At 62.4% G+C, this 18,931-nt stretch carries 13 protein-coding genes; 6 read left to right on the top strand and 7 right to left on the bottom strand.

The window, feature by feature from the left end; genetic code table 11:
* Positions 1-164: 164 nt before the first annotated feature.
* A complete protein-coding gene (gene smc, locus TU75_RS09415; RefSeq protein WP_060548771.1) occupies positions 165-3,653 on the bottom strand; it encodes a chromosome segregation protein SMC in 3,489 nt (1,162 codons plus the stop codon).
* Between the two features lie 2 nt (positions 3,654-3,655).
* Positions 3,656-4,315, bottom strand: a complete 660-nt coding sequence (locus TU75_RS09410; protein ID WP_060548770.1) for a GntR family transcriptional regulator — start codon at positions 4,313-4,315, stop codon at positions 3,656-3,658.
* Positions 4,316-4,594: 279 nt separating this feature from the next.
* On the opposite strand from TU75_RS09410, the gene xdhA reads away from it, so the two are divergent.
* The 4 genes from xdhA (at position 4,595) to guaD (ending at position 10,677) form a co-directional block, all read left to right on the top strand.
* The gene (gene xdhA, locus TU75_RS09405) at positions 4,595-6,043 is read left to right on the top strand and encodes a xanthine dehydrogenase small subunit (protein ID WP_060548769.1); all 1,449 of its coding nucleotides are present in this window, start codon (positions 4,595-4,597) and stop codon (positions 6,041-6,043) included.
* On the top strand, positions 6,036-8,402 hold the full coding sequence (gene xdhB, locus TU75_RS09400; RefSeq protein ID WP_060548768.1) for a xanthine dehydrogenase molybdopterin binding subunit: 2,367 nt from the start codon (positions 6,036-6,038) through the stop codon (positions 8,400-8,402). The genes xdhA and xdhB overlap by 8 nt, the downstream gene beginning before the upstream one ends.
* Positions 8,403-8,520: 118 nt before the next feature.
* Positions 8,521-9,360: a xanthine dehydrogenase accessory protein XdhC gene (xdhC, locus tag TU75_RS09395; protein WP_003230395.1), complete on the top strand. Its 840-nt coding sequence runs from the start codon at positions 8,521-8,523 to the stop codon at positions 9,358-9,360.
* A gap of 12 nt (positions 9,361-9,372) precedes the next feature.
* On the top strand, positions 9,373-10,677 hold the full coding sequence (guaD, locus tag TU75_RS09390) for a guanine deaminase (protein WP_060548767.1): 1,305 nt from the start codon (positions 9,373-9,375) through the stop codon (positions 10,675-10,677).
* Positions 10,678-11,178: 501 nt separating this feature from the next.
* Here guaD and TU75_RS09385 read toward each other — a convergent pair.
* Positions 11,179-11,943, bottom strand: coding sequence for a GntR family transcriptional regulator (locus tag TU75_RS09385; RefSeq protein WP_003230388.1), 765 nt, complete (start codon positions 11,941-11,943; stop codon positions 11,179-11,181).
* A 227-nt stretch (positions 11,944-12,170) separates the two neighbouring features.
* On the opposite strand from TU75_RS09385, the gene TU75_RS09380 reads away from it, so the two are divergent.
* Complete coding sequence (locus TU75_RS09380; protein WP_060548766.1) at positions 12,171-13,367, top strand: benzoate/H(+) symporter BenE family transporter; 1,197 nt, start codon at positions 12,171-12,173, stop codon at positions 13,365-13,367.
* On the opposite strand, the gene TU75_RS09375 is transcribed toward TU75_RS09380, so the two are convergent.
* From TU75_RS09375 to gabT, 3 genes are all read right to left on the bottom strand, one after another.
* Positions 13,361-13,849, bottom strand: a complete 489-nt coding sequence (locus TU75_RS09375) for an Lrp/AsnC family transcriptional regulator (protein ID WP_003230384.1) — start codon at positions 13,847-13,849, stop codon at positions 13,361-13,363. The two genes, TU75_RS09380 and TU75_RS09375, sit on opposite strands and share 7 nt — an antisense overlap.
* Before the next feature lie 44 nt (positions 13,850-13,893).
* Positions 13,894-14,541: an HAD family hydrolase gene (locus TU75_RS09370; protein ID WP_060548765.1), complete on the bottom strand. Its 648-nt coding sequence runs from the start codon at positions 14,539-14,541 to the stop codon at positions 13,894-13,896.
* A 94-nt stretch (positions 14,542-14,635) separates the two neighbouring features.
* Positions 14,636-15,928 (bottom strand): 4-aminobutyrate--2-oxoglutarate transaminase, encoded by a 1,293-nt coding sequence (gene gabT / locus TU75_RS09365; protein ID WP_003230380.1) that lies wholly within the window; start codon positions 15,926-15,928, stop codon positions 14,636-14,638.
* Between the two features lie 193 nt (positions 15,929-16,121).
* Between gabT and TU75_RS09360 the strand changes: the two genes are divergently transcribed.
* Positions 16,122-17,048 (top strand): 2-hydroxyacid dehydrogenase, encoded by a 927-nt coding sequence (locus TU75_RS09360; RefSeq protein ID WP_060548764.1) that lies wholly within the window; start codon positions 16,122-16,124, stop codon positions 17,046-17,048.
* 420 nt (positions 17,049-17,468) lie between these two features.
* Here TU75_RS09360 and TU75_RS09355 read toward each other — a convergent pair whose 3' ends face one another.
* Positions 17,469-18,929, bottom strand: a complete 1,461-nt coding sequence (locus tag TU75_RS09355) for an NAD-dependent succinate-semialdehyde dehydrogenase (RefSeq protein WP_060548763.1) — start codon at positions 18,927-18,929, stop codon at positions 17,469-17,471.
* Between the last annotated feature and the right edge of the window lie 2 nt (positions 18,930-18,931).

The following is an 18,931-nucleotide window of genomic DNA, read 5'->3' as shown; positions in this document are numbered from 1 at the left end:
GACGTTTTGCCCACGCGTACGAAAAATTGACATTAAACTAGCACGACCAAAGATAACTTTACACCGTCTGTCAAAATGCCTTGAACAAATATGTCCATTTGCCACTTTCTCCAGATTGGTAAAACGCCCTATATCGCACCACGCATTTTCGCCGATGGCAGCGCTTAAGATTCCACCATCTTCAGCGCTTCTTCCACATCCACCGCCACCAATCGCGAACACCCCGGTTCGTGCATCGTCACTCCCATCAGTTGATCAGCCATTTCCATGGCGATCTTGTTATGGGTGATATAGATGAACTGCACGGTCTGGGACATCTCCTTGACCAGCCTTGCATAGCGCCCGACGTTCGCGTCATCCAGCGGCGCATCCACCTCGTCGAGCATGCAGAACGGCGCCGGGTTGAGCTTGAAGATGGCAAATACCAGCGCCAGTGCGGTCAGGGCTTTTTCGCCGCCGGACAACAAATGGATGGTGCTGTTCTTCTTGCCCGGCGGACGCGCCATGATCGTCACCCCTGTATCGAGTAGATCTTCGCCCGTCAGTTCCAGATAAGCGCTGCCACCGCCGAAAACTTTCGGGAATAAGGCCTGTAAACCGCCATTAATCTGATCAAAGGTATCCTTGAAGCGGTTGCGCGTTTCTTTGTCGATCTTGCGAATCACGTTTTCCAGCGTGTCCAGCGCTTCGACCAGGTCGGCATCCTGGGCATCCAGATAACGTTTGCGTTCGGACTGCTGCTGATATTCATCGATGGCCGCGAGGTTGATCGCGCCCAGACGCTGAATGCGCGCGGCAATGCGTTCGAGTTCTTCTTCGGCGTCTTTCTCGTTGGCCTGGGCGGTCAGCGTATTAAGCACGCCGTGCAGGTCGTAGCCGTCTTCGAGCAACTGATCCTGCAGGGTCTTGCGGCGCACGGTAAGGGCTTGCCACTCCATGCGCTGCTGCTCGAGTTGACCCCGGATCAACTGCGATTGCTGCTCGGCCTGGGTGCGACGCTTCTCGGCATCGCGCAGTTCGCGGTCGGCATCTTCCAGGGCGATCTGCGCGGTCCTGAGTTCTTCGTCGACGCTCATGCGCTTTTCGAGCAACTCTTCAAGCTTGAGGCGCAGCTCTTCCAGCGGCGCTTCGCCCTCCTCCAGGTTCAAGCTCAATTGCTCGCGTTTTTCGGTGAGGCGTTCGGACTGCATCTCCAGGCGTTCGAGGGCCTGGGCGGTGGACGCGTGCTGGGCGCGCAATGAGCCCAGGCGCACCGCCAACTGATGGGCGTGATCCTTGTGCTGCCGGGCTTCCTGGCGCACACGGTCAAGGCGTTCGCGCAGGCTGTCGCGCTGGGCCAGCAGCAGCTCGCGCTGCTCGGTGTCCAGGGCCATGCTGTCGAGAGCTTCCTGCAATTGCAGGCGCGCCTCGCCGATCTGTTCGTGTTCAAGGGCGCGTTGCTCGCCCATCTCGGCGACTTCTTCGTCCAGACGCGTGCGGCGCAGGGTCAGTTGCTCGGCCTTGGCCTTGCTCGCCGAGAGCTGCGCTTTCAATTCGCCCTGCTGACGCGCTTCGTCCTGCAACAGGCGGCGCAGGTGTTCGCGACCGGTTTCCTGCTGGCGCTGGGTGGCACGCAGGGTTTGCAATTCGGTTTCCAGGCGCTCCAGGGTGGCTTCGCGCTCTTCGCGCTCGGCACTCAGGTTGACGATTTCCTGGCCACGGGCCAATACGCCACTTTCGGCTTCACTGGCACGGCGCACACGCAGGAAATGGCGCCCGACCCAGTAGCCATCGCGGCTGATCAGGCTGTCACCCGCCGCCAGCTGGCTGCGCTGGGCCAGCGCCTCGTCGAGGGATTCGACCGGCCTGACCTGGCCCAGCCAAGGCGACAGGTCAACGGCCGCCTCGACCTTGTCGAGCAGGCTGCCTGGCACCCGTTTGCCATCGGCGTCCGGGCTGAGCAGGCGCAGATCGCCCTGGGCGAACCCGGCCAGGTCGAAACCGCCAACGTCATCGACCAGCACCGCTTGCAGGTCGGCGCCCAAAACGGTTTCCACGGCCAATTCCCAACCAGCGTCCACCTTGAGGCCTTCAGCCAGGCGCGGACGCTCGGCCAGGTTCTGGTCGCGCAACCATTCGGCGGTGCCGGTGCCCGGGTCCAGGGCGGCTTGCTGTAATGCCTCAAGGGATGCCAGCCGGCCATTGAGCCGCTGCAAATCGCCCTGGGCCTGCTGCTGGGCCTGGGTCGCCGTGTGCAATTGCTGACGCAGTTGCTCCAGGCGCTCCACTTGCTGTTCTTCGCTGGCTTCGAGTTCTTCAAGCGTCATCTCGCTTTCGGCCAGTTGCTCGTTCAATTGCATGATCGCCGCGTCTTCAGGGTCTGCGGCGAGCAGCGCGCGCTCCTCGAGCATGCGGCGCTGGCGCTCGGCCAGGCGCTCCATGCTGGTTTCCAGTTGCTGGATGCGCGACTGCTGCACCTCGGCCTGACGGCGCGGTTCGGCAGATTGCAGGTTGAAGGCGTCCCACTGCTCCTGCCAGCCGTGCATGGTGGTTTCGGCTTCTTCCAGGGCGGCGGCGGCTTCCTCGGCGGCGGCGTTGGTGATCTCCTGCTCGGGGGTGAGCATGTCCAGCTCTTCGCCGAGGGTCAGCAGCAGGGTGCGGTCATGGCCCAGGTGCGACTCGGTTTCCAGACGCGCGCGCTCGGCTTCCTTCAAGTCGTCCTGCAGCTGGCGCAGGCGCTGCTGGCCGTGTTGAATGCTCTGCTCGACGCGGGCAATGTCGCCGCCCACCGAATAGAAGCGCCCCTGCACCAGATTGAAGCGCTCGGACAGGTCATGGTGCCCGTCACGCAGGCGCTCGATGCTGGCGTCGGCGTTGCGCTGCTCGGCCACCAGGGCTTCGAAGCTGATTTCCTGGGTGCCGATGATCGCTTCGCGCTGGCCCACCTGCTCGTTCAGCGCCTGCCAGCGCAAGGCCGACAGCTGCGCCTTGAGCTGGCGTTCCTCGCCCTTGTATTCCTGATACTTCTCGGCCGCCTGGGCCTGGCGGTGCAGGCGCTCTAACTGGCGCTCCAGCTCTTCGCGCAGGTCGGTCAGGCGGGCGAGGTTTTCATGGGTGCGGCGGATGCGGTTTTCGGTCTCACGGCGGCGCTCCTTGTACTTGGAGATGCCGGCGGCTTCTTCGATGAAGTTGCGCAGATCCTCGGGCTTGGCTTCGATGAGCTTGGAGATCATGCCCTGCTCGATGATCGAGTAGCTGCGCGGGCCCAGGCCGGTGCCGAGGAAGATATCGGTGATGTCGCGTCGACGGCACTTGGTGCCGTTGAGGAAGTAGCTGTTCTGACTGTCACGGGTGACCTTGCGGCGAATCGAGATCTCCGCGTAGGCGGCGTACTCGCCGACCAGGGTGCCGTCAGAGTTGTCGAACACCAACTCGATACTGGCCTGGCTCACCGGTTTGCGGCTGGTGGAGCCATTGAAGATGACGTCGGTCATCGACTCGCCACGCAGGTTCTTCGCCGAACTCTCGCCCATCACCCAGCGCACGGCGTCGATGATATTCGACTTGCCGCACCCATTGGGCCCGACCACCGCCGCCATGTTACTGGGGAAGTTCACCGTGGTCGGGTCGACGAAGGATTTGAACCCCGCCAGCTTGATGCACTTGAGCCGCACGTTTAGGCGTCCGCCAACGCGGCGATCACCAGCGAGCTGCTGCGCTGGCAGTAGGCCGACAGCACCGTGCGAATCTGCGCCAAGTCACGCTCGAGCACGGCGGCGAGCAGTTGCTCGAACAGCGCCAGGTACTCGCTCATGCTCGCCTTGCGCTGATCCAGGGCCAGGTAGTAGGCACGGTTCATCGCCGGTTGCAGGTTCTCGATGGTTTCCTGCAGATACGGGTTGTTGGCGAAGGGGTATGCGGCGCGCATCACGTTGAAGCTTTCTTCGACGAAGGCGCGGATGTCCTGGCGTTCGAAATTGCTCACCAGGCGCTGCTGGATCTGCACGAATGGCGCCATGTCGGTCTGAGTCTGCCAGCCCTCGGCGACCGCATTGCCGAGCAGGATATACAGCTCGCCCATCAACGTGCACAGGCTCTGCACTTTGTGCGCAGTCAGTTCGGTGACATGGGCGCCACGGCGCGGCAGGATCGCGATGAGGTGGCGACGTTCGAGGATCAGCAAGGCTTCGCGCACGGAACCACGGCTGACATTCAGCGCCAGCGTGACTTTCTGTTCCTGGATGCGTTCCCCAGGCTTTAAATCGCCGCGAATGATACGTTCGGCGAGGTGGTGAGCAATTTGCTCGGCGAGACTGTCCGGCGCCTTGAACGTCATGTTTTCCCTTCAAAATCTTCTATCGTTGACAGCGCGGCAGTGTAGCGCATTGGCTCGCTGATGGCGCTACGCCCACAGGGGCGAATTTGGCATGAAATAAGCAGTTATTGCAGCTCATCACCCCGTAAATGCGCCGGTTTAAAAAGCCTGAACCTTAATTGAGGATGCTGTGACCGCGCTTTCTTGACCCTTAAGTCAGAAACTAATTGACCGAAAAGTCAGACATGACTAGATTCGGCGCAAAGCGGTTACAACAATAATGAATCTGCGAGGCCTTCCGTGATCCAGTTTTTACTCAACCAGGAACTCCGTAGCGAGCATGCCCTGGACCCCAACCTGACGGTGCTCAACTACCTGCGTGAACACGTGGGCAAACCCGGCACCAAGGAAGGCTGCGCCAGCGGTGACTGCGGCGCGTGCACCGTGGTGGTGGGCGAGTTGCACCGCGATGACAGCGGCGTCGAGCAGATTCGTTATCGCAGCCTCAATTCGTGCCTGACCTTTGTCTCGTCATTGCACGGCAAACAACTGATCAGCGTCGAAGACCTCAAGCACCAGGGCCAATTGCACAGCGTGCAGCAGGCGATGGTCGAGTGCCACGGCTCGCAATGCGGCTTTTGCACGCCGGGCTTTGTGATGTCGCTGTTTGCCCTGCAAAAGAACAGCGATTCGCCCGACAGCCGCAAAGCCCACGAAGCCCTGGCCGGCAACCTGTGCCGCTGCACCGGCTACCGCCCGATCCTGGCCGCCGCCGAGCAGGCTTGCTGCAACAAACCCCAGGACCAGTTCGACAGCCGCCAAGCACAGACCATCGCGCGCCTCAAGGCCATCGCGCCCACCCAGACCGGCGAGCTGAGCAGCGGCGACAAACGCTGCCTGGTGCCGCTCACCGTCGCCGACCTGGCCGACCTCTACGACGCCTACCCACAGGCCCGACTGCTCGCCGGTGGCACCGACCTGGCGCTGGAAGTCACGCAGTTTCACCGCACGCTGCCGGTGATGATCTATGTGGGCAACATCGACGAGATGAAGCGCATCGAGTCCTTCGACGACCGCCTGGAAATCGGCGCCGCCGCCCCCCTCTCCGACTGCTACAGCGCCCTGCACCAGGCCTACCCGGACTTCGGCGAACTGCTGCAGCGGTTTGCCTCCCTGCAAATCCGCAACCAGGGCACCCTGGGTGGCAATATCGGCAACGCCTCGCCGATTGGCGATTCACCGCCGTTGCTGATCGCCCTGGGCGCGCAGATCGTGCTGTGCAAGGGCAACACCCGGCGCACCCTGGCGCTGGAAGACTACTTCATCGACTACCGTGTTACCGCCCGGCAAGACAGCGAATTCATCGAAAAAATCATCGTGCCCAAGGGCCACGTGCTGTTTCGTGCGTACAAGGTGTCCAAGCGTCTGGACGATGATATTTCAGCGGTCTGCGCCGCCTTCAACCTGAAGGTCGACAACGGCGTGGTCAGCGAAGCGCGCGTTGCTTTTGGTGGCATGGCCGCCACGCCCAAACGCGCGAAAAACTGCGAAGCCGCGCTGGTCGGCGCCACCTGGAACGCCGCCACCGTCGAACACGCCTGCGCCGCCCTGGCCGATGACTTCACCCCGCTTTCGGATTTTCGCGCCAGCAAGGAATACCGCCTGCTCAGCGCGCAAAACCTGCTGCGCAAATACTTCATCGAACTGCAGACGCCGCACGTCGAGACTCGGGTGACCGCTTATGTCTAACCATCACGCCGTCGTTAACACCCAGGCCGAACTGGCCGAGCTGTTCGCCGGGGAAATCATCTCTGGCGTGGGCCGCAGCGTCAAGCACGACAGCGCCGCCAAGCACGTCAGCGGTGAAGCGCAATACATCGATGACCGCCTGGAATTTCCCAACCAGTTGCACCTGTATGCGCGCCTGTCCGACCGTGCCCACGCGCGCATCCTCAGCATCGACACCGCGCCCTGCTACACCTTCGACGGGGTGCGCATCGTCATCACCCACGAAGACGTGCCAGGCCTTAAAGACATCGGCCCGCTGCTGCCCGGCGACCCGCTGCTGGCCATCGACACCGTGCAATACGTCGGCCAGGTGGTGCTCGCCGTGGCCGCCCGTGACCTCGACACCGCGCGCAAGGCCGCGATGGCGGCGCTGATCGAATACGAAGACCTGGAGCCGGTGCTCGATGTGGTCGAGGCCTACCGCAACAAACATTTCGTGCTCGACAGCCACACCCACCAACGTGGGGATTCGGCGGGCGCATTGGCCACGGCCAAACATCGTCTGCAAGGCACCCTGCACATCGGCGGCCAGGAACACTTCTACCTCGAAACCCAGATTTCCTCGGTGATGCCCACCGAAGACGGCGGCATGGTCGTCTACTGCTCCACGCAAAACCCCACCGAAATACAGAAACTGGTGGCTGAAGTGCTCGATGTGTCGATGAACAAAATCGTCGTCGACATGCGCCGCATGGGCGGCGGTTTTGGCGGCAAGGAAACCCAGGCAGCGAGCCCCGCCTGCCTGTGTGCGGTGGTCGCGCGCCTTACCGGTCAGCCAACCAAGATGCGCCTGCCGCGCGTCGAAGACATGCTGATGACCGGCAAGCGCCACCCGTTCTATATCGAATACGACGTGGGCTTTGACGACAGCGGCCGGCTGCACGGGATCAACCTGGAGCTGGCGGGCAACTGCGGCTGCTCGCCGGACCTGTCCAACTCGATTGTCGACCGCGCGATGTTCCACGCCGACAATTCGTATTACCTGGGCGATGCCACGGTCAACGGCCATCGCTGCAAGACCAACACCGCGTCCAACACCGCTTATCGCGGCTTCGGTGGCCCCCAGGGCATGGTCGCTATCGAAGAGGTGATGGACGCCATCGCCCGTCACTTGGCGCTCGACCCGCTGGCGGTGCGCAAGGCCAATTACTATGGCAAGACCGAGCGCAACGTCACTCACTACTACCAGACCGTCGAGCACAACATGCTCGACGAGATGACCGTCGAACTTGAAGCCAGCAGCCAGTACGCCGAGCGCCGCGAAGCGATCCGCCAATACAACGCCCACAGCCCGATCCTGAAAAAAGGCCTGGCGCTGACCCCGGTGAAATTTGGCATCTCGTTTACCGCCAGCTTCCTCAACCAGGCCGGTGCGCTGATCCACATTTACACCGACGGCAGCATCCACCTCAACCACGGCGGCACCGAGATGGGCCAGGGCCTGAACACCAAGGTCGCGCAAGTGGTGGCCGAGGTGTTCCAGGTGCACATCGACCGCGTGCAGATCACCGCCACTAACACCGACAAAGTGCCGAACACCTCGCCCACCGCCGCCTCCAGCGGTGCCGACCTGAACGGCAAGGCCGCGCAGAACGCCGCCGAAACCATCAAGCAGCGTCTGGTGGAATTTGCCGCGCGCAAGTACGACGTGAGCGAAGCGGATGTGGAATTTCGCAACGGCCATGTGCGCGTGCGCGAGCAGATCCTGAGTTTCGAGACGTTGATCCAGCAGGCGTACTTCGCCCAGGTGTCACTCTCGAGCACGGGGTTCTACAAGACTCCGAAAATTTTCTACGACCGCAGCCAGTCACGCGGGCGGCCGTTCTACTACTACGCGTTCGGCGCGGCCTGTTGCGAAGTGATCGTCGACACCCTCACCGGTGAATACCGGATGCTGCGCACCGACATCCTGCATGACGTGGGCGCCTCGCTGAACCCGGCCATCGACATCGGCCAGGTCGAAGGCGGCTTCATCCAGGGCATGGGCTGGCTGACCATGGAGGAGTTGGTATGGAACGACAAGGGCAAACTGATGACGAACGGCCCGGCCAGCTACAAGATCCCGGCGGTGGCCGACATGCCGCTGGATTTGCGCGTCAGATTGGTAGAGAACCGCAAGAACCCGGAAGACACGGTGTTTCACTCCAAGGCCGTGGGCGAGCCGCCGTTCATGCTCGGCATTGCCTCGTGGTGTGCGATCAAGGATGCAGTGGCGAGCCTCGGTGGTTATCGCCATCAACCGAAGATCGATGCCCCGGCGACGCCGGAGCGGGTGTTGTGGGGGTGTGAGCAGATGCGGCGGTTGCAGGGTTCGCTTTAGGACCGAGGTGCTGCCATCGCAGGCAAGCCAGCTCCCACATTTTGATGTGTGAATGCAGTCAAATGTGGGAGCGGGCTTGCCCGCGATGACGGCCCGACAGACACCACAAGAGGTCACCATGAACAACTGGATCAGCGCCCTCGCCCACCTGCAAACCAGCGGCGAACCCTGCGTGCTCGTCACCATCATCGAAGAACTGGGCTCCACCCCGCGCAATGCCGGTTCGAAGATGGTGATCAGCGCCGACCGGACCTTCGACACCATCGGCGGCGGGCACCTGGAATATAAGGCGATGCAGATCGCCCGCGACATGCTTGCGCGCGGCCAGCAAAACACCCACCTGGAGCGCTTCAGCCTCGGCGCCAGCCTGGGCCAGTGCTGTGGCGGCGTGACCGTGCTGCTGTTCGAGCCCATGGGCCAGGTGCAGGCGCACATTGCGGTATTCGGCGCAGGCCATGTCGGCCGCGCACTGGTGCCGTTGCTGGCCAGCCTGCCGTGCCGGGTGCGCTGGATCGATTCGCGAGAGCAGGAATTTCCGCAACAGATTCCCGAGGGCGTGCGTAAAATCGTCAGCGAAGAGCCGGTCGACGAAATTGCCGACCTGCCGGCGGGCAGCTACTGCATCGTCATGACCCACAATCACGCGCTGGACCTGGAACTGACCGCCGCCCTGCTCAAGCGCAACGACTTCACCTACTTCGGCCTGATCGGCTCCAAAACCAAACGCGTCAAGTTCGAACACCGTCTGCGCGATCGCGGTTTCGACGCCGCGCACTTGCAACGCATGCGCTGCCCCATGGGCCTCACCGAGGTGAAGGGCAAACTGCCGATGGAGATCGCCATTTCCATCGCCGGCGAAATCATCGCCACCTACAACGCCAGTTTCGGCCAGCACGCTGCCCGCGCCGAACCCATTGCCAAACTGCTGCCGGCGTCACGTCGCAGCCAAGCTATCTGAATCGAGACCCCCATGCCTTTGACTCGCAAAGCCTACCGCGCCGCCCTCCTGCACAGCATCGGCGACCCTGCCGAAGTGGGGATCGAAGCCTCCTACGAGTATTTCGAAGACGGTCTGCTGGTGATCGAAAACGGCCTTATCAGCGCCGTCGGCCACGCCGCCGACCTGCTGCCGAGCCTGCCCGCCGATACCGAAGTCGTTCATTATCAGGACGCGCTGATCACGCCAGGGCTGATCGACACCCATATCCACCTGCCGCAAACCGGCATGGTCGGCGCCTACGGCGAGCAATTGCTCGATTGGCTCAACACCTACACCTTTCCGTGCGAAAGCCAGTTCGCCGACAAAGCCCATGCCGAGCACGTCGCGGATATTTTCATCAAGGAACTGCTGCGCAACGGCACCACCACCGCGCTGGTGTTCGCCAGCGTGCACCCGCAGTCGGTGGACGCATTCTTTGAAGCCGCGCAAAAACTCGACCTGCGCATGATCGCCGGCAAAGTGATGATGGACCGCAACGCGCCGGACTACCTCACCGACACCGCCCAAACCAGCTACGCGGACAGCAAGGCGCTGATCGAACGCTGGCACGGCAAGGGCCGCCTGCACTATGCCGTCACCCCGCGTTTTGCGCCCACCAGCACGCCGGAGCAACTGACACTGGCCGGGCAGTTGCTGGGGGAATACCCCGACCTGTACCTGCAGACCCACATCAGCGAGAACACGCAGGAAGTCGAATGGGTGAAGGAGCTGTTCCCGGAGCGCAGCGGCTACCTGGACGTGTACGACCACTACAAGCTGCTGGGCGAACGCTCGGTGTTCGCCCACGGCGTGCACCTGTGTGACGACGAATGCGCGCGCCTGGCGCAGACCGGCTCGGCGGTCGCCTTCTGCCCTACCTCGAACATGTTTCTGGGCAGCGGGCTGTTCAACCTGCCGATGGCCGAGAAGCACAAGCTCAATGTCGGCCTGGGCACCGACGTGGGCGGTGGCACCAGTTTCTCGCTGCTGCAGACCCTGAACGAGGCGTACAAAGTCATGCAGTTGCAGGGCGTGCGGTTGAGCCCGTTCAAGTCGCTGTACCTCGCCACGCTGGGCGGCGCGCGGGCGCTGCGTCTGGAGGACAGGATCGGGACGTTGCAACCGGGTACGGATGCGGACTTTCTGGTATTGGATTACAACGCTACGCCGCTGCTCAGTTATCGCTTGAAGCAGTCAAAAGATATTGCCGAGACGTTGTTTGTGTTGATGACGCTGGGGGATGATCGGACGGTGTTGCAGACCTATGCGGCTGGCCGGTTGGTGCACCAACGGTGATCCTGGCTACACGGGGAAGGTGAACGCGATCAAATGTGGGAGCTGGCTTGCCTGCGAAGGCATCGACTGGGCCTGCCTGATGCATTGAGGTGTCTGCATCGCAGGCAAGCCAGCTCCCACAGAGAAGCGAATGAACCAGATCCTGCTTTTGATCTGCTTTTGATCTGCTTTTGATCTGCTTTGCTTTGGCTTTTGATTTTGATCAAGCGCCCCGTCAACCACGCTGGCCGAACGCAGGCTTGAATCCGTGGGTAACCCGGCAGGACGCCGGGTTAGCCGCACTGGGCCAGGGATGGCCCATTGCGGCGGCCCACGGATTCAAGCCGGAGTGCGGGCACACCGAGCATTAGCGAGGTGCCGAGTGGTGGGGCGAAGCGTTTTTGGTTACTTTTTGCGCTCTTCAAAAAGTGACCCGCCGTAAGGGCGGAACCGCAAGCAGCCGTTACCGCAGCAACGGATATGTACACAATTAAAGCCCCCTCCCACACTTTTAAAATGTGTTCACACCTTCAACGAAGACCGCCCACCCTTCCTGGTCTGCAACAAATGCGAAAACACCGCATGCAAATCATCCGAAGCCCCTTCCTCGTCAAGGTTGAGCTTGCTGTCGATATGATCCATATGATGCATCATCAAATCCACCGCCAGCACCGCATCGCGCGCCTCGATCGCGTCAATCAACTGGGTATGTTCATCGTAGGAACAATGCGAGCGGTTGCCGCTTTCGTACTGCGCGATGATCAATGAAGTCTGCGAAACCAGGCTGCGCTGAAAGCTGATCAGCGGCGCATTCTTCGCCGCTTCCGCCAGTTTGAGGTGAAATTCGCCGGACAGACGAATACCCGCACCACGATCCCCCCGGGAAAAGCTGTCGCGCTCGTCGTTGACCATCTGACGCAGTTCGGCCAACTGCTCGGCGGTGGCGTGCTGCACGGCCAATTCAGTGATCGCGCGCTCCACCAGACGCCGCGCCATGAACACTTGGCGGGCCTCTTCGACACTCGGGCTGGCAACCACCGCACCGCGATTGGGCCGCAGCAGCACCACGCCTTCATGGGCCAGACGCGACAGCGCACGGCGAATGATGGTGCGGCTCACGCCAAAGATTTCGCCCAGTGCCTCTTCACTCAATTTGGTGCCGGGTGCCAGGCGCTGTTCGAGGATCGCCTCGAAGATATGCGCATAGACGATATCGTCCTGGGTGCCGGTGCGACCGGTTTTGCCGGCGCGCGGTTGTTTCTTGAGAGGTTGCAACTGTTCGTTCATGAGCACTCGGGTTTGGAGAACGGCGGCGAATTAACGGTAATACGGCAACAGCGTGACGCTGGCAAGTATCGCCTGAAAACGGGGCACATTGTACACAACCGTATACGCCAACACACTGTACGGCTGTTTGCGGTCCCGGCTGTATTGCAATGACCGGTGACCTTTGAGTTTAGGCTTGAATCTGCGCCCTCACCGGCAAATACCCAGGTAAAAGGAACACCCTCATCATGACCGATGCCATTCACGCGCCCCTGCGCCCGCTGGCCGACACTTCGCCGTCGGCCGTCGTCGCCGGTTTTATCGCCATGATGACTGGCTATACCAGCTCCCTGGTGCTGATGTTCCAGGCCGGCCAGGCGGCCGGTTTGACCACGGCGCAGATTTCTTCGTGGATCTGGGCGCTGTCCATCGGCATGGCGGTGTGCAGCATCGGCCTGTCGCTGCGCTACCGCACGCCGATTACCGTCGCCTGGTCGACACCCGGCGCTGCGCTGTTGATCACCAGCCTGGGCGGCGTGAGCTACGGCGAGGCCATTGGTGCCTACATCACCTGCGCGGTGCTGGTGACGCTCTGCGGGCTGACCGGCAGCTTTGAAAAACTACTCAAGCGCATCCCCGCATCACTGGCCGCAGCGTTGCTGGCTGGCATCCTGTTCAAGATCGGCAGCGAGATTTTCGTCGCCGCGCAACATCGCACCGCGCTGGTGCTGGGAATGTTTTTTACCTACCTGATCATCAAGCGCCTGTCGCCGCGTTATGCGGTGCTCGCTGCGCTGGTGATCGGCACCGCATTGTCCGGGCTGCTGGGGCTGCTGGATTTCAGCGCCTTTCACCTGGAAGTGGCGGTGCCGGTGTGGACCACGCCGCACTTCTCGCTCGCGGCAACCATCAGCATCGGCATCCCGCTGTTCGTGGTGGCGATGACCTCGCAGAACATGCCCGGCATCGCCGTGCTGCGCGCCGACGGGTACAACGTGCCGGCCTCGCCGTTGATCAGCGTCACCGGGCTGGCCTCGCTGCTGCTGGCGCCGTTCGGTTCGCACGGCATCAACCTGGCGGCGATCAGCGCGGCCATCTGCACCGGGCCGCACGCCCATGAGGATCGCCACAAGCGCTACACCGCCGCCGTGTGGTGCGGGCTGTTCTACGGCATTGCAGGGGTGTTCGGCGCGACCCTGGCGGCATTGTTCGCCGCCTTGCCAAAAGAGCTGGTGCTGTCGATTGCGGCGCTGGCGTTGTTCGGCTCGATCATCAACGGCCTGAGCGTCGCCATGCACGAACCTAAGGAACGCGAGGCGGCGCTGATCACCTTCATGGTCACCGCATCAGGGCTGACGCTGTTTTCCATCGGATCGGCATTCTGGGGCATTGTCGCGGGGCTGTTGACCCTGCTGATCCTGAACGGGCGAAACCGCACTCAGTGACGCAGCAGCTTGCGCAGCGGCACGCCGTCTTTCAACACCGGTGATTTGATCACGATGTAGCTGAAGTACTTGGAGATGCCGATGTTCTTGTCCAGCAGGCCTTCGACCACTTCCTGGTAATGCTGGATGCTGCGGGTCATGAAGCGCACCAGGTAATCGTAGCCGCCGCTGATCAGATGGCATTCGAGCACCTCATCCACCAGGCGGATGTTGGATTCGAACTTGGCGAAGTCTTCACGCTTGTGGTCGCTGAGGGTAATTTCGGTGAACACCGTGACCGAATCGGTGATCTTGGCCAGGTTCAGATGCGCCTTGTAGCTGGAGATATAACCGGCCGACTCCAGCCGCTTGACCCGTTGCAGGCAGGGGCTGGCGGACAGGCCCACGGCATCGGCCAGGCTGACGTTGGTCATCCGACCATCTTTTTGCAGTTCAACCAGAATGCTGATGTCGATCCGGTCCAGCTTGACGAGCCCTTCCATTGCATACCTCTTGACTGCCGTTTGTAAGCAATCTTCTAGCAAAATCAGCGCCGTAAAGACAGCTGATGCTGAGCGACCAGATCAGCCATGCTGTTAATGCAGTAATCGGCCGCACACGGCGTGGGCTGCGGCGAGCGGTTGCGGCCGATCAGGCAACGGTCCAGCGCCAGAACGGCGCCGGCTGATGCGCGGGTCACGTGCAACACAGGCTCTACCTGCGCCCCTTTGCGGTCAAGCCATTGCTCAGCCTCGATCAGGGAAATGAAATGCTCCGCCTCGATGCCCAGGCGCTCGCACAACAGCTTACGGTCTTCGGCATCGCGGTCGCCGCGCACCAGCAGACGATAGAACTTGCGCAGGTACAGCATCGCCCCCGGCGCATCCTCGAACAGCGACCAGTTGCCCGCCGAACGCGCAAAGCTCATGCCCTCCTCCCAACTGGCGTGCAGCCCCCAGCGCTCGGCGAGCTGGCGATGGGCAAAACACAGCACGCCGCTGAAGCCCAGCTCGGCAAACCGCGGGTAGAGGCCCTCGATCACCGTATTGAATTCGGCCAGCACCTGCTCCCTGGCTGGCGCTGGCCCGCCACGGCTGTCGAGCAGCGGCTGCAACGCGGCGAACACGCCCGAGTCACGGTCCACCAGCACCCCATCACAATCGATCAGCAACGCTCGATAATCTGTCAGTCCCATGAGGGGTCACGCCTCCAATGATGCAGTGTGGCCGCCCGCGCCCCATAACGGGTCACGGGCGGTGCCGCCAGCCGGGTTCGCCGCCGGTAGCGGCTCAGTTCAAGACCCGTGCCAGGGCTGCGTCAAGAATCTGCACGGCTTCGTCGACCTGCGCCTCGGTGGTCACCAACGGCGCAAGGAAGCGCAGCACGTTGCGGTACACGCCGCACTTGATCACCAGCAGACCACCGGCGCGGGCTTCGTCGATCACCCGCTGATTGAGGTCGGCATCCGGGCTGCGCGCCGCGTCGTCCTTGACCAGTTCGATTGCCAGCATGAAGCCGGTGCCGCGCACGTCACCGATACGCGGGTAGCGCGCCTGCAAACCGAGCAAACCGTGGCGCAGGCGTTCGCCGAGCACGTGGCTGCGCGCCAGCAGTTGTTCCTCTTCGAACGCGCTGATCACCGCCAACGCCGCCGCGCAGGCCAACGCATTACCGCCGTAGGTGCCGCCCAGACCGCCGGGCAGCGGCGCGTCCATGATATGCGTCTTGCCCACCACGCCGGACAACGGCAAGCCACCGGCCAGGCTCTTGGCCACGGTAACCAGGTCGGGCTGGATGCCCGAGTGTTGGAAACCGAACCAGCTGCCGGTGCGACCGAAACCGGTCTGGATTTCATCGAGGATCAGCACGATGCCGTGTTTGTCAGCCAATGCGCGCAAGGCCTGGAGAAACTCCGGCGGCGCGGCGAGGAAACCGCCGTCGCCCTGCACCGGTTCGATGAGAATCGCCGCGACGCGGTCCGGGGCAACCTGGGTGGCCAGCAATTCATCCAGCGCCTTGAGCGCCAGCTCGCTGGTCATGCCGCGATACGCGTTGGGGTACGGGGTGTGAAACACCTCCGGCGCGAACGGACCGAAATTCTGTTTGTACGGCTGGCTCATGCCAGTGAGCGTGGTGCCGAGCAACGTACGACCGTGGAAGCCGCCGCGAAAGGCAATGACCGCCGAACGATTGGTGTGGGCGCGGGCGATCTTCACCGCATTTTCCACCGCCTCGGCGCCGGACGTGAAGAATGCCGCCTTGTAGGCCTCTTCCCCGCCGATCATCTCGCACAAGCGTTGGGCCAGGTCGAGATAAGGCTGGTAGGCCACCACCTGGAAGCAGGCGTGAGAGACTTTCTGCAACTGCGCCTGCACCGCCGCGACCACTTTGGGGTGGTTATGACCGATGTTCAGCACGCCGATACCGCCGACGAAATCGAGGTAGCGTTTGCCTTCCACGTCCCAGAGTTCGGCGCCCTGGGCGCGGTCAATCACCAGCGGATGCGCGGTGATCAGGCCACGGGGTACGAATTGATCGCGCTGACGGAGCAAATGAGGGGTTTTATCGACTCTGCTGTTCATGGCATTTCCCAAGGTGAGCCCGGCAACCGAAAGGTGGTTGCGATGACATTCAGATTACGGCTTGGCAAAAACGAACTGCACCGAACTTGCCCCGTGAGAAATTCGGATCGACTGTTTTTCCACTGCGTTTCAACAGATCCTGCGCCGGCATTGCGCGATGATGATGGCTACTTTCAGCCCTGCGGAGATGCCCATGGCCCTGCTCTACAAATCCGACCCCGTGCGCGGCGAACGCTGGCAGGCCTTGTTCGCCGAACACGCGCCGGACATCGAATGGCGCGCCTGGCCGGACATCGGCGACCCCAGCGAAATCGAATACCTCGCCGCCTGGCTGGCGCCGGACGATATTGAACAATTGCTGCCCAACCTGAAGGTGCTGTTTGCCGTATCGGCCGGGGTCGACCAATTGGACCTGGCACGCTTGCCCGCCGACTTGCCGGTGGTGCGCCTGCTCGATCCCGGCATCACCCAGGGCATGTGCGAATACGCCACCTGGGCCGTGCTCAGCCTGCACCGCGACATGCTGCGCTACCGCCAGCAACAGACGGCGCGCTGCTGGCAGGCGCACCGGTTGCAACCGGCGGCCAACCGCCGCGTCGGCGTGATGGGCCTGGGCGCGCAGGCGCAGCAGATCCTCGCGACCCTCGCGCCGCTGGGGTTTGCCTTGTCGGGTTGGGCACGCAGCGTGCATCAACTGCCGGGGGTTACGTGTTATGCGGGTGAAGCACAACTGCCGGCGTTTCTCGGCCAGTGCGACATTCTGCTGTGCGTGTTGCCGTTGACCGAGCAGACCCAGGGCATTCTCAACAGCCGCTTGTTTGAGCAGTTGCCGCAGGGCGCGGGGCTGATCAACATGGGGCGCGGCGGGCACCTGGTGGAGGGGGACCTGCTGGAAGCGCTTTCCAGCGGGCAACTCAGCGGCGCAGTGCTGGATGTGCTGCAGCAGGAGCCGGCGCCGGCGGAACATCCGTTTTGGGGGCATCCGCAGATTTTGATGACGCCGCATATCGCCGCGATGACTCAGCCGGATACTGCGTTTGAGGTGTTGTTGGGGAATATTCGCAGGTTTGAGCGGGGGGAGCGGATGGTTGGGGAGGTGGATCGGGGGAAGGGGTATTGATTGGGTGTATTGGGCTCTTGCCCAACACTCGGTGCCTCGCCCAGGCGCGGCATGCCCTCACTCCGGCTTTGGAGCCGACCGCTGAACAAAATGTCGGAGGGGGCTTGCTCCCGATGGCTGAGTGTCAGTCAGCTTATTGGTAGCTGACCCACTGCTATCGGGAGCAAGCCCCCTCCCACAGTTGATCTCCATTTGTCTGTTGGATATCACACTGCTTTTGATCTGCTTTGCTTTTGATTTTGATCTCAGGCGCCCCGTCAACCACGGCACCGAGCCTAAGCGAGGTGCCGAGTGGTGGGGCAAGAGCCCTTTGGTTACTTTGGGCTGGGCCGGCATTCCGGCTTTTCCAAAGTGACCCGCCGTAAGGGCGGAACCATACGTAGCCGTTACCCATAACGGACACACTCCGCTAAAAAGCTGTCACCCCAGCCCCCCAATATGAAACGCCTTAACCTCAAGATACTCATCCAGCCCGTACTTGCTCCCCTCACGCCCCAGCCCCGACTGCTTGATGCCGCCAAACGGCGCGACCTCCATCGAGATGATCCCGGTATTGAGCCCGACCATGCCAAACTCCAGCGCCTCACCAAAGCGCCATGAGCGCGCCAGGTTCTGAGTGAAATAATAGGCGCCCAACCCGTAAGGCGTGGCGTTGGCCAGCGCAAGCGCCTCAGCTTCGTCAGTAAAGCGCATCAGTGGCGCTACCGGCCCAAAGGTTTCCTCATTAGCCAGCAGCATCCCGGCGTGGGCACCGCCCAGTACCGTGGGCTGCACGAACGGACTGTCGCCAGCGGGAACGGCGCCGCACAGCAAGGTCGCGCCCTGGCTCAGGGCATCCTCGATATGCCGCGTCACCTTGGCCACCGCCGCAGGGTTGATCAGCGGGCCGATGGTCACACCCTCCTCCCGCCCATTGCCCACCTGGAGCTTGCCCACTTCCTCCACCAGCCGCGCGGCGAAGCGCTCATAGATGCCGGCCTGCACCAGGATGCGGTTGGCGCACACGCAGGTTTGCCCGGCATTGCGAAACTTGCTGATCATCACCCCGGCCACCGCCTGCTCAAGGTCGGCGTCGTCAAACACCACGAACGGCGCATTGCCGCCCAGTTCCAGGCTCAGGCGCTTGATGTGCTCGGCACTCTGGCGCATCAGCAGGCGGCCGACGGCAGTGGAGCCAGTGAAGGAAATCTTGCGCACCACCGGGTTGCCGGTCAGCTCGGCGCCGATGCCGGCGGGTAGCCCGGTGATCACATTGAAGACACCGGCCGGAATGCCGACACGCTCAGCCAGCACCGCCAGGGCCAGGGCCGACAGCGGTGTGAGGTCGGACGGCTTGACGATGATCGGGCAACCGGCGGCCAATGCCGGCGCGCATTTGCGGGTGATCATCGCGTTGGGGAAATTCCACGGGGTGATGGCGGCGCACACGCCCACCGGCTGCTTCAACGTCAGCAGACGTCGGTCGCCACTGGGGGCCGGCATGGTTTCGCCGTACACCCGGCGCGCTTCTTCGGCGAACCATTTGACGAAGCCTGCGCCGTAGCGAATCTCGCCACGGGCTTCATTGAGCGGCTTGCCCTGCTCGCAGGTCATGATCAGCGCCAGGTCCTCGAGGTTATCGAGCATGGCCTGATACCAACGCTCCAGCAGTGCTGCGCGTTCGGCGGCCGGGCGTGCACGCCAGGCAGGCCAGGCACGCTCGGCGGCGTCGATGGCGCGGCGGGTGTCCACCGCGTCCATGGCTGGCACCCGTGCGAGCACCTCGCCATTGGCGGGGTCGAGGATGTCCAGGGTGGCGCCGCTGGCGGCGGCGATCCACTGGCCGTCAACGTAGGCGAGTTCAGCCAGAAGGCTGGGGTCTTGCAAGCGAGTAGTCAGCATGG

This window comes from Pseudomonas poae (assembly GCF_001439785.1).
Lineage (GTDB): Bacteria > Pseudomonadota > Gammaproteobacteria > Pseudomonadales > Pseudomonadaceae > Aquipseudomonas > Aquipseudomonas poae.
The sequence above is the reverse complement of the archived record's forward strand: the minus strand, read 5'-3'. Positions and strand labels throughout refer to the sequence as shown.